Raw genomic sequence first — 14517 nt, forward strand, 5'->3', positions numbered from 1 at the left:
CAAGTCGCTGTCCTTCAATTAGCCATTAGCCTACCACTGAGCCCATCTGGAAGATTGGCAAGTACATGGCAATCACTAAGCCACCGACCAACACACCTAACACCGCCATAATCATTGGTTCCATTAAGCTGGTTAAGCCATCGACCGCGTTATCGACTTCGTTTTCATAATAGACAGCTACCTTCTCCAGCATTTCCTCTAAACTACCGGACTCTTCACCGATACTCACCATCTGAATGGCCATACTCGGAAATACGTTGGTTGTGCGCATTGAAAACTGCAATTGTTGGCCCGTAGAAACATCGTTTTTTATTTGTTGAGTGGCGTTATAAAACACCACATTGTTGGTTGCCCCAGCAGTGGATTCTAGAGCATCAATCAGTGGCACACCAGCGGCAAAAGTAGTAGATAGCGTACGAGCAAAACGGGCTATAATGGCTTGATAGGCAATATTACCAAATATCGGCGCCTTTAAGGTGGCACGGTCTAAAAAATCGCGAAACTTCTTAGATCGTTTTTTAGACTCTGAAAAACCAACAATGGCAGCGCCAATCACAATAATCAAAATGAACCACCAAGCTTGCATCCACTCAGACATGCCCACGACCATTTGAGTAAACGCAGGTAGCTCTGCGCCAAAAGACTCAAATAGATCTGAGAATACTGGTACCACTTTAATCAGCAAGATCATAGTGACAATGACAGCAACCACGATGACCGCAATAGGATATTTCACAGCTTTTTTAATTTTTGCTTTGAGTAATTCACTTTTTTCTTTGTAAGTCGCCACCCGTTCAAGCATGGTTTCTAGGGCACCTGACTGCTCACCAGAATCGACCAGCGAACAAAATAGATCATCAAAGTAGCGTGGATGTTTGCGAAGGGCAGAGGCAAAAGTACCTCCGGCTTCAATATCAGCCTTTATCTGTAAGACCAAATCTTTCATACTGGGATTATCAAGTGAGTCAGCGACAATCTCAAAGGATTGGGTCAAGGGGACGCCCGCTTTCATCATAGTTGCCAATTGGCGCGCAAAAATCGCAATATCAATAGGCTTAATGGCTTTTTTAAAGGTGTATAGTGGCTTGGGCTTTTTCTTGATACCTTTAACAGTGATGCCCTGTTTACGTAAGGTCGCTTTGGCCAGCTCCAAACTACGACTGGTGGTCTCACCTTTGACTTTTTGTCCGCGTCGGTTAACCCCATCGTAGACAAAGTCTAACAGCATATCAGTCTTAGCTTTCGCCATGTTTCTACCCTCAAATTTTGTCTAAGATGGACTTCTTAAAAAATAGAACAATGCCTGAACTAAGGTATTAAACTTATAGGCCTTATTTTAGCGTAAAAAATCAGTGATTAATCAATGATTATAAGTTTTAAGGCTTTTATTTTAAGTACTATTGACTACTAAAAGCTATTTATAGAAGTTTGAACTATAAAAGCCTAAATTTTGAAAGTATAAAAGTTAGCTGTACTTCGGTTTATAATCACTTTTTTATAGTTATTATTCAGAGGTGACCCGCATCATTTCTTGAATACTGGTCACTCCCTGTAATACTTTTAAAATGCCAGAGCGGCGCAAATCCCTAAAGCCATTCCTGAGTGCTGCATCTTTAATATCAATGGCATTACCGTCCTCCATGATTATGCGCGAAATATCTGGGCTAACTTTCATGACCTCATAGATACCCACCCGGCCTTTATAACCATCGCGGCATTCGCCACAGCCTACAGGTTCATAGATCGTGTTATCTGGATTGTCCAAATCAATGTCAGCAAAACCAATTTCAAGCAAGCTTTGGCGTGGAATATTGACAGCTTTTTTACAGTTCTTACATAAGCGTCGCGCTAGCCTTTGCGCGATAACTAGGTTCACTGAGGTGGCAATGTTAAATGACGCTACTCCCATGTTACGCAGACGCGTTAAGGTCTCAGGAGCAGAGTTGGTATGCAGGGTTGAAAGTACCATATGACCAGTTTGTGCCGCTTTAATAGCAATCTCGGCAGTCTCAAGGTCACGAATCTCACCTACCATGACGATATCTGGATCTTGGCGTAAGAACGATTTAAGAGCATTAGAAAAGGTTAGTCCTACTTTCGGGTTGACGTTAACTTGATTAATACCTTCAAGGTTAATCTCGACCGGATCTTCAGCGGTCGAAATATTGGTCTCCCCAGTATTAAGAATATTAATGCCAGTATAGAGTGATACCGTCTTACCGGAGCCGGTAGGTCCCGTAATCAGTAACATCCCTTGCGGTTTATGAAGTGCTTCTAAGAACATCTCTTCTTGATCTGGCTCATAGCCTAGAGCTTCAATACCAAGCATCGCTGATGAGGGGTCTAAAATACGCAAAACCAGTTTTTCACCGAATAGGGTTGGTAAAGAGTTTACCCGAAAGTCGATGGCTTTATCTTTAGATATTTTAAGCTTGATACGTCCATCTTGCGGGACACGGCGCTCAGAGATGTCCATTTGTGACATGACTTTTAGACGTGCAGCAATTTTACTGGCCAGCTGTACTGGTGGGTTGGCCATTTTCTGCATAACCCCATCGACTCGAAAGCGTACACGAAAGGTCTTTTCATACGGCTCGAAATGTAGGTCGGAGGCGCCCATGCGGATAGCATCAACCAGCATTTTATTGACAAATTTTACTACTGGCGCTTCATCGACACTATCAGAAAGTTTGGTCTCGCCTTCATCATCACTGGTCTCTTCAAAGTCGATGTTTAAGTCGCTATCAGCAAAACTACCGAAGTTTTGCATACTATCTTCATAAACGCTATCAATACGTTTTTTAAGTTTATCTTCTTCGACTATCACGATTTCAACAGACAACCGCGAATTAAAGGCAATAGCATCAATCGCGTCAATACGTGTGGGATCACTCAAGGCGACAAACAATCGCTGTCCACGCTTAAAGATTGGGAGTGCATTAAACTTACGGACGATTTTTTCATCAACCAAGTCTTTTGGAATCACATCGTTACTGAGTGCATTGAGGTCAAATAGCGAGTCACCGAATGCTTGTGACAGCATTTGTGCCAACTGATAAGCCTTGGCCACTTTATTGTCTACCAGATAAGGCACCAGTTCTATTTGCTGCCGCTGCGACTCAGTCTGCGCCGTTTTCATGTGCGCTTCGCTGACAACGCCTTCGCTAACCAGTTGCTGCGCTAAACCACCAAACTTGCTAGTTGTGGTAGACATTACTATCTCTCCTCGGTGCTGAATGTGCCATAAACTTATATAAAACCAAAATACTATTTATAGTATAGTGCTTGTTTTATATAGGGCTCTTTATCGACATAGTCTGCTGTTACTGTATCAATGAGCTGGCTATTGGCCGTATGCGGTTTTTTATTAATATTGTTTTATAACGACTGAATTGTTTATCGATTGATTTTAGAGTAACGCTATTAAAAATTCTAGTTTGGCTAGTTTAAAAGGCCATTAACAACAGAACACATCCTTCAGCACTATACTATAACTATAGCACTTGTGAAATATTTGTTATACTTGCGCGCATATTAGCCGAATCGGCAATGATGAATACAAGGTAGATGAGTAATGCAAGCTTGGGTAATTGGAAATTGGAAGCAGAATCCAGCAACGAGTCACGACGTCAATGCACTTATGGATGATCTATTAACAGCCGTTACCGCTGAAGAGTCAACTAGGGCAGGGACAGCGAAACACTGTCAGTTGATGATAGCACCAAGTTGTATTCATATGGCAGCTGCCAGTGCGCGCCTGCAAGGGTCTTCCGTATTGTGCGCCGCTCAAGACATTAGCGCTCATAGTGCTACTACCGGAGCCTATACCGGTGATTGCTCAGCGCAGCAAGTGACTGATGCGGGCGCAATATGGACGCTAATTGGACACTCTGAGCGTCGGCAGTATCATCAAGAATCTCATGATTTGCTTGTACAGAAACTTGACAATGGCCTTAAACAAAATTTAGGAATCGTGCTATGTATCGGTGAAACTCAAGCGCAATATGATGCTGAGCAGACCTTTGACGTACTTGACGAGCAGCTAGCCGTAATAAAAGAGTTGTTAGAACAACAGGCAAACCAGCAGTCAGGCCAACAATCAGCTGCGCCGTCCGATGTTGCTGTAACTTTATCCGAACGCCTAATCATTGCTTACGAACCCGTTTGGGCAATTGGCACCGGCAAAGTGCCGACCGTAGCTGAGGTGAGCGCCACTCATAAATATATCAAGCAAACTATAAGCAGCTTTGCGGCACCCTTATCTACCGTTAGTGTGTTATATGGTGGTAGTGTCAATGCTGACAATGCCGATAGTTTTGCAGCAGATTCTATGATAGACGGGGCATTGGTTGGTGGTGCCTCATTAAAAGCAGAAAGCTTTTTAGCAATCGCTGAAGCCTTTAACCGAGCTAAAACTTAGTTAATATCGCTAAAGCTTATATGCCTAGCAGCCGTATAGCATTTAAAATGTCTTTGTAAGTCAATAAAAGTGGGTTTAACAGTGCCCTTGCAATCGTGTACAATGCGCCTTATTTAACGTCACTGTACTTTTATAATCATTGTACTTCTATATACCTAGTATTAGACCCTAAGATTTAACTCCCGTTATCAGTCGTCATTACGCGGCAAAAGAGGCCACCATGTTTACGTTTATATTAGCCCTGCACATTATCGTGGCCATTGCCATGATTGGCTTGATTTTGATACAGCATGGTAAAGGGGCAGACGCTGGGGCTTCTTTTGGTGCTGGTTCGTCTGGAACCATATTTGGCGCGGCGGGGACAGCAAATTTTTTGACCCGTGCTACGGGAGCATTAACAGTAGTGTTTTTTATAACCAGTATGACGCTTGCTGTAAATGCGCGTAAGCAAGCTGAAGATCAGTTTCGTTTAGATGCGCCAGTCTCAGCGCCGCAAACGCCGCGCCCTTTGACAGAAAATCCTCAGTAGCTGTATTTAATTCAACCTTTTATAGTGGTAGTATCTGCTATATAGCTTCTGCGTTTTTTTTATTGGCAGCTCTTGCTATTCTAGTGGGTTAGTTTTACAATGCTTTCCTGTTTTGGCAGTCTGCACTTCTCGTAAGTACCATCCTCATGGTATAGCACAATAGAATAAGAGCAGTAAGCTAAAACAGGTTAGTAAAAAAAGTTAAAGCAACAAGTAGACATAAGCGATTGTGGTGGAATGGTAGACACGCTACCTTGAGGGGGTAGTGGCGCAAGCTGTGGGGGTTCAAGTCCCCCCAATCGCACCAACTTTTTTTATACTGAACCATATTAAGTTAGTAGTTATAGCAACGATGTTTTTAGTTTAAAGTTTATTTGAAATAAAGATTGACAGTTCTATAAAACTTCCCTATAATATGCGTTCTAGATTGATGCGGGGTGGAGCAGTCTGGTAGCTCGTCGGGCTCATAACCCGAAGGTCGTTGGTTCAAATCCAGCCCCCGCTACCATATTTTATACTGATATTTTGTATACTAAATTCGTCAGTGACAATCAGCCCACCATTATGCTTGTGGGTTTTTTTGTATCTGTTAGTCAGGGTTATCGCGGTATCTACCCTACTTATGCTAAGCTCTATGCCCATAGAGTACGATACTATTCGTCTACTTACGCGATTGTTCGTAAGCGACACTGCCTTTTACTTCATACTCTTTTATTGATAACTTTGCCTTATATATAATAAGCACATTCATGAGCTGAGCTTGATGTTCCTAAGTCATGTCCTTATATAGTGTAGACGTAAAACAAATATTGTAATGAGCTAGAGCTATTATATAATTAACAGAATACATAACAATTACTGTGAGCCTCGTAAATAAAAAAGTAATAAATAAGCAAATAGCGCGGTTCATTAAGTACGACAGATAAGTGAATAGGAAGATATAAATAGATTATGAAACTTTCGACCAAAGTTGCAGAACTAACCAATATTATTGCCCCTGCGGTAGCTGCTTGTGATGTAGCGCTGTGGGGCTTAGAATTTGCGCCACAAGGCAATCGCTCGTTGTTGCGTATTTACATTGAGGCTTTACCTGAAGGAAAAGCGCAAGATAAACAGGTGAGCATTGAGAATTGTGCGGCGGTTAACCATCAGGTGAGCGGCATCCTTGAAGTGCATGATCCTATTGCTGGTGAGTATGTACTAGAAGTCTCTTCACCAGGCTTCGACCGCGCGTTCTTCTCAGATGAGCAAATGCATGATTACGTCGGTCAGACTGTGAGCTTACGTTTGATACAAGCTATTGGAGAAGGCGATCAAAAACGCCGCAAAGTAACAGGCAGCTTAGATAGTATAGATGCAACGTCGTTAAACTTGACTGCGGCTGATGGTGAGCGGTTTGAGATCGCTTTAACTAATATCGATAAAGCCCATTTAATTTATGAAGACGCCTAATTGTTGAAGCTATTTAATCATTGAGACTTAGTTATTGAAATACTTAAATAGCATATGGCTTACGATTACAACATAACGTCAATACAGCAATTATAAAATGATAGGACAGGTATAGCATGAGTCGTGAAATTTTAACGGTAGTAGAAACTGTCAGTAATGAAAAGGGCTTAAATCCTGAAGATATCTTTGAAGCCATAGAAGATGCCTTAGTGGTGTCGACTAAGAAAAAAGTATATACCGAACAGCCAGAAGTGGCCATACGGGTTGCCATTGATCGTACGACTGGTGACTATGATACTTATCGTTACTGGACGGTGGTTGCAGATGAAGATCATGAGATGCCTGCCTGTCAGCTTGCCATTACTGATCTTGACCAAGAACAATGGTCAATCGGTGATGTTAAAGAAGAGCAGATTGAATCCATTGAATTTGGTCGCATTGCAGCCACTCAAGCCAAACAAGTTATTATTCAAAAGATCCGTGAAGCTGAGCGTGCCCTAGTGGCAGACGTTTTTGAGCCACGCGTCGGTGAAATGATGTATGGTGAGGTAAAAAAACAAACGCGCGATGGCTATATCATTGATCTTGGGGATGATGCTGAAGGCTATCTATCACGTGATCAGATGCTTCCACGTGAGCAGCTGCGCGTAAAATCACGTATTAACGCCATTCTATATCATGTGAACCGTGAAAATCGCGGTGCACAGTTATTGTTATCTCGTACGCATCCTGAAATGCTCTCAGCTTTAATGCAAAAAGAAGTGCCTGAGATTGCTGAGCAAATTATCGAGATTCGTAACGTTGCTCGTCTGCCGGGTACTCGTGCTAAGATATCGGTCAAAACCAATGATCATCGTATTGATCCGGTTGGCGCTTGTATTGGCATGCGTGGTACGCGAATTCAAGCAGTACAGCAAGAGCTTGATGGTGAGCGTATTGATGTAGTGGTGTGGTCAGATGATCCCGCCCAATTCATTATTAGCGCGCTTGAACCAGCGGATGTCAGTAGCATTATTTTGGACGAAGATATGCAGACTGCTGATATTATCTTTAGTACTAATGATCAGCTAGCACGCGCTATTGGCTCACAAGGCCAAAACGTACGTCTGGCTTCTGAGCTGACGGGTTACAAGCTTAATATGATGCTTGAAGAAGAGTATCAGCAGCGTCAAGATAACGAATTAAAAGCCTTTATCGAGTTATTCTATGAGCGTTTAGAGGTTGATAAAGATTTAGCACACGCGCTCGTTGATATCGGCTTTACCAGCATCGAAGAAGTGGCTTACGTACCGGTGGAGACTTTTTATGATATCGAAGGCTTAGATGACGAAGCCATTGATATGATTCAAGAGCGTGCTAAAGAAGTGGTCATCGCTGATGAGCTGGTAAAACAACAAAACATGAAAGAGCCAAGTCAAGAATTGCAAGATATGGAAGGTATGACGGTCAGTTGGGCTTATAAAATGGCTCAAAAAGACATCATTACCGTTGATGATTTAGCAGAACAAGCTGTATTTGACCTAGAAGATATCGAAGGTTTAGATACTGAAACCGCAGGAAAACTTATTATGAAAGCTCGGGAATCTTGGTTCAATGAATAGGCACTAACGGCATATCGCTGTCTTTTGGTGATATGCTATTGGTAATAAAGCGTTGATATTGATATAAAATTAATAGCAACCTTAACGCAATCATTTGTAGCCAACAACTGAATTGAACATATAGCAAACAATAGACAGTAGGTGATAATCAATGGCAGATAAGACCGTCAAAGAACTGGCAGATATGGTAGGCAAAACCGCTATTGCTGTAAAACAGCAATTAGTGGATGCTGGGCTGCCTGCTCGTGGGGAGGATGACTCAGTCACCGAACTTGAGCAAGCGAAGTTGGTGACGTATTTAAAGCAAAGTCATGGTCAGCAAGACAAGCGCCGTATTAGTCTCAAATCTAAGACGACTAGCACTGCACGCGTGACCGGCTCTTCAGGAAAATCTAAGAGCGTCAATGTTGAAGTGCGTAAAAAGAAAGTTTTCGAAAAGCCTGATCCAGAAAAAATGGCTGAAGAATTGGCGGCACGTGAACAGGCGCTGATTGAGTCACAAGCTCGTGCTGCTAAAGATGCTGAAGAGCGTTCTGCTACTAAGAAAAAAGCTGAAGAGCGCCAAGCGGCTACCTTAGCGGCCATGCGTGCAAGTTTAGGATCTAACAAAAGCACAGCAGGCAAAAATGCTGAGCCTTCTACTTCTTCAGTAGTGGTCAAAAAGGGTGGTAAAGCTGCCGTTGAGATCAAAGTCAAAGAGAAGAAAAAAGTCGCTGCTACTAAGCCAAAAGTTGAAAGCGCAGCTGAACGTAAAACCCGTGAAGCTCGTGAAGTAGAAGAAGAGCGTCTACGTCAAATGGAATCAAAAACTCGTCGTGCACAAGCTGAAGAGACGCAAAAACGTACTCTCGAGCAGATGCGCAAAATGGCAGGTCAATATACCGATCAGCCTGTTACGGAAGTTCGTAAGGACGAGCCATTAGCCGAAGGGCTGGTAGGTGATGCGTTAGAAGAGTCATTTGAAAAAGAACGTCGTGAGATTAAGCGTGGCGCAAGCAGCACTGGAACCCGTGGTCGTCGCCGTAAGAACCAAGATGAGCGTGAAATAAAAAACCGTAAAAACGGTTTAAGTTCCACGCAAGCGTCGCAGCATAAGTTCGAAAAACCAGTTGATAAAATCGTTTACGATGTCGAAATTACTGAACAAATCGCGGTAGCAGAACTTGCTCAGCGTATGGCCGTTAAAGCCCGTGAAGTTACCAAATTGCTAATGAAAATGGGCGAAATGGCGCGTGAGACAGATAGTATTGACCAAGCGACAGCCAGTTTAATCGTTGAAGAAATGGGTCACAATCCAGTACTAGTAAGTGATACTAAGGTTGAAGACGATCTTCATAGTGCAGTTGATGAGCGTAGCAGTAACGTGCAAACGCGTCCACCAGTTGTTACTATTATGGGTCATGTTGACCATGGTAAGACTTCATTACTAGATAAGATTCGCGAAACTAAAGTTGCTACTGGCGAGGCTGGTGGTATCACACAGCACATTGGTGCTTATCACGTGAAAACAGATCGCGGTGTTATTACTTTCCTTGATACCCCAGGTCACGCGGCCTTTAGCGCCATGCGTTCACGCGGTGCTCAAGCGACGGATATTGTCGTACTGGTGGTCGCAGCTGATGACGGTATGATGCCGCAAACTGAAGAAGCAATTGACCATGCTCGCGCTGCTGGTACCCCGCTTATTGTAGCTATTAATAAAATGGATAAGCCAGGTGCTGATCCTGATCGCGTGTTGAATGAATTGACCACCAAACAAGTAGTCTCTGAAGAGTGGGGCGGCGATACCCCAATGGCACGTATTTCAGCCAAAACTGGTGAAGGTATCGATGATCTGCTTGAGTACATTAGCTTACAAGCTGAAGTGATGGAATTAGAAGCACCTTTAGATGGTGCTGCTCAAGGTGTGGTCATTGAATCAAGACTTGATAAAGGTCGTGGTCCTGTTGTTAGTGTGCTGGTCAAAAAAGGCACGCTCAAACAAGGCGATTTGGTATTAGCGGGTGAATACTACGGTAAAGTCCGTGCCATGGTTGATGAGCATGGTCAACGCATTCAATCGGCAGGTCCTTCTATCCCCGTTGAGGTTTTAGGCTTGCCTGATACCCCAGCTGCAGGTAGCGAGTTCTTAGTCGTTACTGACGAGAAGAAAGCGCGTGAAGTCGCTGACTTTAGAGCCAATCGTGAGCGTGAGCGTCAACTTGAGCGCCAGAACAAAATGCGCTTAGAGAGTATGTTTGAGCAGATGGAACAAGGTGATGTGTCATTCTTGAATATCGTGCTAAAAACTGACGTTCGTGGTTCGCTTGAAGCTTTACTTGCTGCGTTAGATGAATTATCAACTAATGAAGTCAAAGTAAGGGTTATCAGCTCAGGTGTCGGTCCGATATCAGAGTCTGATGTGACACTTGCAGAATCTAGCGAAGCCGTATTGTTAGGCTTTAACGTCCGTGCAGATACTACCGCGCGCCGTAAAGCAGATGCTGCTGGTATGGATATTCGTTACTACAGCGTTATCTATGGTTTAATTGATGATGTGAAAGCGGCAATGAGTGGTTTGCTTGCCCCAGAACATCGTGAGAAAATCTTAGGTGTTGCTGACGTCCGCGAAGTATTCCGCTCTAGTAAATTTGGTGCAGCTGCTGGTTGTATGGTGGTTGAAGGCACTATTTATCGTAACAAGCCAATTCGCGTATTACGTGATGATCAGGTTATCTTTACCGGTCAATTACAGTCATTACGTCGTTATAAAGAAGACGTCAATGAAGTGCGTACTGGCATGGAATGTGGTATGGCAGTTCGTGGCTATAGTGTCGAAGCGGGCGATAAGATCGAAGTCTTTGAAATACAAGAATTCGAACGCACCATCTAAATGTTTTACTTAAGCATGCTATAAGCCTAATAAGCTGAACATACATCGCATTGCTTACTGATATTACGATGTATTGAGGCCTAACAGGTTCATCCTGCTAGGCCTTTTTTATCGTATATAATATGCTTTTAGCATTATTAAAAATAAATAGTAGTAAAAATAGGATAATAATATGAACCAACGTCTACAACGCTTATCGGATCAAATCCAGCGCGAGCTTGCTGTTCTTATTCGTGATGAAGTTAATGATCCACGTCTGACAGGTTTTGTGACTATTTCTAGTGTCAAAGTTAGCCCTGACCTAGGTTACGCAGATATTTATGTCACCATCATGGAACCAGAGCTCAACGGTGCCATGAACAAGACTGATCATGAACCGAGTGTGCAAGTACTTAATAAAGCGGCTGGATTTTTACGTACTGAGCTAAGCCGTAGCTTAAAAACCCGCACTACACCGCGTCTGCGTTTTCATTATGATGAAGTAACCGCTCGTGGTAACTATATGATGGATCTGATCAGTCAAGCCGTTACTAAAACTGAGAGCAATGAAGCTGATGATCAAGAGATAGATCAGAAACAAACTGACGAATAAGTAAATAATATGTCTATTGCGAAGCAAGCAGCCGATCAAGAAAGTAAGCAAAAGGTTTCTGGGGTAATCTTGGTAGATAAACCTCAAGGCATGACCTCGCAGCAGGTGGTGTCCAAGGTCAAATATCTATTTAAGTCGCCCGTGCACGATAGCAAAAAAGCTGGCCATACTGGAACCCTTGATCCGATGGCAACCGGTCTGCTGCCTATTTGTTTGGGTGAGGCGACCAAGTTTAGTCATTACCAGCTTGATGCTGATAAGTCTTATCAGGCGACGATTTTGCTCGGTCAGCAGACAGATACCGGAGATGCAGACGGAAAAGTCATTGCACAAGCTGCTATTCCTACCCTTAACGAGGAATTACTGAACCGTATTGCTCAGCAGTTTATGGGCGCGCAGCAGCAAATTCCGCCCATGTATTCCGCCTTAAAAAAAGACGGTAAGAAGCTGTATGAATATGCGCGTGCTGGAATAGAAGTTGAGCGTGAGCCTAGAGATATTGTGATTAAAGCCATTGATCTAATAATGGTTGATGACCAACAGATTCAACTGACGGTTACCTGTACTAAAGGGACCTATGTGCGCGTTTTAGCTGAAGATATTGCTAAAGAGTTAGGTACATTAGGGCATTTGATTGCTCTGCGTCGTTTGCAGGTAGGTCATTTTGATTTGAGCGAGGCTATCACTGTATCTCAGCTGGAGCAGCAGGAACTGAACACGCGCTTATCACAATTATTACCTATTGATGCCTGCGTTAATATTACCGCTGAATTGATGCTGAATACCGCGCAGTGTGAGCGTATAAAGATGGGTCAACGCCTAAACGTTATTGATCAGCTTACCACCGAGCTCCAGGCTTATATTATAAGTAACGTGCAGCATAGCGCATCATCTACTACAACTTCAGAAACTGATAATGATCGCCATGCAGAACATGAGCTACCGGTTGATATCCGCCTGATAGATGAATCAAGAAAATTTCTAGGTTTAGGGGCTGTTAGCCTCAATGGACGTTTGCAACCTAAAAAAGTGATTTCGCGCTAACCTGAAACTTTCATAATTTACTAACATCTTACACTAATCACATATCGTCACATTTTATTGCAGGTTTCACCTATGGTGGAACCTGTTTTTTTTATACACTGATTAAGTCAGCTAGGGAAAGTGACGTCAACTATAAATTGATAAGGGTGATACTTTTACTGCAGAATTATTTGCAAAAGAAGCTAAACCTGAAGATTATGATGCTTTAGTATTACCAGGCGGTACAGTGAATGCTGATGGCATACGTGGTAATAAAGAAGCACAGCGCATTATCAAAGGTATCAACGATGCTGATAAACCACTGGCAGCAATATGCCATGCACCTTGGGCGCTAATTAATACTGGAATCGTTAAAGGAAAAACCCTAACGGCATACCAATCTTTACAAACCGACCTAGAAAACGCCGGGGCAAAATTTGTAGACAAAACGGTACAAGTAGACGGTAATCTTATTACCTCACGTAATCCAGATGATATTAAAGACTTTGTTGAGGCAATTGATAAAGCTTTGTCTTCATAATCTACTTCAACTAAAATCATTGTTATACAAATAAGTTATATAAATACGTTATATAAACAATAGAAATTTTAACTTACTACAATTAATTTAAAACCACCAAAGAGGAAATCATCATGGCACAGCCCAACCCAAACGATACCAAAATTGAGCAACAACGTTCTGAAGCTGCTACTGCATCGCTAAAGAATCAAACTGAAAGCAACTATACAAAAGATACGGAAGAAGCCGCAGATCGTATCGCTGATAACGCAAAAGAAGCTAAGAAAGACGAGGATAAGTAGCTTTTGATGGGTGACTCTTAATTTACTCATTAGCGCCTCGCTACTGATGCTTTAGCAGATCAGTAATGAGGCGTATTAACACACCTCTGATAAGCAACGTGTAAATCGTAGGAGACATTATGGATAAGCCACAAAAAGATATGGACAAGCAAGAACAAAAAATACAACAGCTAGCAGAAGATATCAATCCTAGTGAAGATGTTTTTCCTGATAGCGAAGCTGAAGCAACCACAGTTCCATTAGCAGATGATGAACTCGGTGGTAATGCAACCCAAGATGACGTTAAGAAAAATAAATAAATCTTTTATTTATCTAGAGTTACTCTAAAGTTATTTTTAAAGACTGTTGAAACTACTGGCAAAAATTGCTGTTAGTTCAACAGTTTTTTGTTATAATCCCCTCCTAGTTAAAACAACGTGTTTGTTCATCACTAGGTCAACTCTAGTAATGCAGGGTTGTCCTGAATGACGTGCAAACTATTTCATTTATACTATTCTATCGTTCCATAAGCGCTCAAATTTATTGAGTGTGTACTGGAGCTTTTAGCATTGCCGGAGAAATTTATGCTAACTAACACTGATCGCGAACAAATCATCTCACAATACCAGCGCGGCGAAAACGACACAGGTTCACCAGAAGTACAAGTGGCTTTACTAAGTGCTCGTATTGATGATTTACAAAATCATTTTAAAGCCCATAAAGCGGATCATCATAGCCGTCGCGGTCTTATCCGTATGGTTAATACGCGCCGTAAGTTGCTTGATTACCTAAAAGGTAAAGATCTTGGTCGTTATACCACAGTTATTAAACAGCTAGGTCTACGTCGTTAATTTAGCGACAATGGCACAGGTGGCAATCAAGTTAAAATACACTGTATATTTACGGTGTAATTTTAGAGGTCTTGATAGCCCTAAAGTAATTTACTTGTTGTTATTGACGTAATAGTTGAGCAGTATAAAAACGGTGTGGAATAGTTTCACGCCGTTTTTTTTATGCCTATTATATTGAGATAATTTAAAAGAAAGCCATGTGGATAGTTAATTCAATTTGAAAACGACACAAAGTTGCTGGGCTACTGGAATGAATTTTTTGCAGCCTTTGTCAAGCTTGTGAACAGCATGCAAGAAATATTGATATTAGTAGCACGTTGCTACAAGAGTAGGCCTTTTATTTTGAATCGACTATAGCTTGCTTAGTATGTATAAA

Annotated in this window: 13 protein-coding genes and 2 tRNA genes; 13 read left to right on the forward strand and 2 right to left on the reverse strand. The window is 42.2% G+C overall.

Annotated features, from left to right (window positions below; translation table 11 throughout):
* Window positions 1-25: 25 nt before the first annotated feature.
* Together U1P77_RS11795 and pilB are read right to left on the reverse strand one after the other, a co-directional pair.
* Entirely contained in the window at window positions 26-1249 is a 1224-nt protein-coding gene (locus U1P77_RS11795; RefSeq protein ID WP_321155170.1) for a type II secretion system F family protein, read from the reverse strand.
* 255 nt (window positions 1250-1504) lie between these two features.
* On the reverse strand, window positions 1505-3214 hold the full coding sequence (gene pilB / locus U1P77_RS11800) for a type IV-A pilus assembly ATPase PilB (RefSeq protein WP_321155171.1): 1710 nt from the start codon (window positions 3212-3214) through the stop codon (window positions 1505-1507).
* 360 nt (window positions 3215-3574) lie between these two features.
* Between pilB and tpiA the strand changes: the two genes are divergently transcribed.
* From tpiA to rpsO, 13 genes are all read left to right on the forward strand, one after another.
* Complete coding sequence (gene tpiA, locus U1P77_RS11805; protein ID WP_321155172.1) at window positions 3575-4420, forward strand: triose-phosphate isomerase; 846 nt, start codon at window positions 3575-3577, stop codon at window positions 4418-4420.
* A 220-nt stretch (window positions 4421-4640) separates the two neighbouring features.
* A complete protein-coding gene (secG, locus tag U1P77_RS11810; RefSeq protein ID WP_321155173.1) occupies window positions 4641-4949 on the forward strand; it encodes a preprotein translocase subunit SecG in 309 nt (102 codons plus the stop codon).
* A 223-nt stretch (window positions 4950-5172) separates the two neighbouring features.
* Window positions 5173-5256 (forward strand) — tRNA-Leu (locus tag U1P77_RS11815).
* A 124-nt stretch (window positions 5257-5380) separates the two neighbouring features.
* A tRNA-Met gene (locus tag U1P77_RS11820) sits at window positions 5381-5457 on the forward strand.
* A 443-nt stretch (window positions 5458-5900) separates the two neighbouring features.
* A complete protein-coding gene (gene rimP / locus U1P77_RS11825) occupies window positions 5901-6401 on the forward strand; it encodes a ribosome maturation factor RimP (RefSeq protein WP_321155174.1) in 501 nt (166 codons plus the stop codon).
* A gap of 116 nt (window positions 6402-6517) precedes the next feature.
* Window positions 6518-8002: a transcription termination factor NusA gene (gene nusA / locus U1P77_RS11830; protein WP_321155175.1), complete on the forward strand. Its 1485-nt coding sequence runs from the start codon at window positions 6518-6520 to the stop codon at window positions 8000-8002.
* 151 nt (window positions 8003-8153) lie between these two features.
* Window positions 8154-10874: a translation initiation factor IF-2 gene (infB, locus tag U1P77_RS11835; protein ID WP_321155176.1), complete on the forward strand. Its 2721-nt coding sequence runs from the start codon at window positions 8154-8156 to the stop codon at window positions 10872-10874.
* Between the two features lie 172 nt (window positions 10875-11046).
* On the forward strand, window positions 11047-11466 hold the full coding sequence (locus U1P77_RS11840; RefSeq protein WP_321155177.1) for a ribosome-binding factor A: 420 nt from the start codon (window positions 11047-11049) through the stop codon (window positions 11464-11466).
* A gap of 9 nt (window positions 11467-11475) precedes the next feature.
* Window positions 11476-12510: a tRNA pseudouridine(55) synthase TruB gene (truB, locus tag U1P77_RS11845; RefSeq protein ID WP_321155178.1), complete on the forward strand. Its 1035-nt coding sequence runs from the start codon at window positions 11476-11478 to the stop codon at window positions 12508-12510.
* A gap of 136 nt (window positions 12511-12646) precedes the next feature.
* Window positions 12647-13030 (forward strand): DJ-1/PfpI family protein, encoded by a 384-nt coding sequence (locus tag U1P77_RS11850; RefSeq protein WP_414479091.1) that lies wholly within the window; start codon window positions 12647-12649, stop codon window positions 13028-13030.
* Window positions 13031-13143: 113 nt separating this feature from the next.
* Window positions 13144-13311, forward strand: a complete 168-nt coding sequence (locus U1P77_RS11855) for a hypothetical protein (RefSeq protein ID WP_321155179.1) — start codon at window positions 13144-13146, stop codon at window positions 13309-13311.
* 119 nt (window positions 13312-13430) lie between these two features.
* On the forward strand, window positions 13431-13610 hold the full coding sequence (locus U1P77_RS11860) for a hypothetical protein (protein ID WP_321155180.1): 180 nt from the start codon (window positions 13431-13433) through the stop codon (window positions 13608-13610).
* A 264-nt stretch (window positions 13611-13874) separates the two neighbouring features.
* Complete coding sequence (gene rpsO / locus U1P77_RS11865) at window positions 13875-14141, forward strand: 30S ribosomal protein S15 (RefSeq protein ID WP_321155181.1); 267 nt, start codon at window positions 13875-13877, stop codon at window positions 14139-14141.
* Window positions 14142-14517: the final 376 nt, after the last annotated feature.

The organism is Psychrobacter sp. LV10R520-6 (assembly GCF_900182925.1).
Taxonomy (GTDB): Bacteria; Pseudomonadota; Gammaproteobacteria; order Pseudomonadales; family Moraxellaceae; genus Psychrobacter.

Coding starts and splice junctions, on each gene's coding strand:
- U1P77_RS11795 (WP_321155170.1), bottom strand. CDS start 1,249: ATGGCGAAAGCTAAGACTGATATGCTGTTAGACTTTGTCTACGATGGG.
- pilB (WP_321155171.1), bottom strand. CDS start 3,214: ATGTCTACCACAACTAGCAAGTTTGGTGGTTTAGCGCAGCAACTGGTT.
- tpiA (WP_321155172.1), top strand. CDS start 3,575: ATGCAAGCTTGGGTAATTGGAAATTGGAAGCAGAATCCAGCAACGAGT.
- secG (WP_321155173.1), top strand. CDS start 4,641: ATGTTTACGTTTATATTAGCCCTGCACATTATCGTGGCCATTGCCATG.
- rimP (WP_321155174.1), top strand. CDS start 5,901: ATGAAACTTTCGACCAAAGTTGCAGAACTAACCAATATTATTGCCCCT.
- nusA (WP_321155175.1), top strand. CDS start 6,518: ATGAGTCGTGAAATTTTAACGGTAGTAGAAACTGTCAGTAATGAAAAG.
- infB (WP_321155176.1), top strand. CDS start 8,154: ATGGCAGATAAGACCGTCAAAGAACTGGCAGATATGGTAGGCAAAACC.
- U1P77_RS11840 (WP_321155177.1), top strand. CDS start 11,047: ATGAACCAACGTCTACAACGCTTATCGGATCAAATCCAGCGCGAGCTT.
- truB (WP_321155178.1), top strand. CDS start 11,476: ATGTCTATTGCGAAGCAAGCAGCCGATCAAGAAAGTAAGCAAAAGGTT.
- U1P77_RS11855 (WP_321155179.1), top strand. CDS start 13,144: ATGGCACAGCCCAACCCAAACGATACCAAAATTGAGCAACAACGTTCT.
- U1P77_RS11860 (WP_321155180.1), top strand. CDS start 13,431: ATGGATAAGCCACAAAAAGATATGGACAAGCAAGAACAAAAAATACAA.
- rpsO (WP_321155181.1), top strand. CDS start 13,875: ATGCTAACTAACACTGATCGCGAACAAATCATCTCACAATACCAGCGC.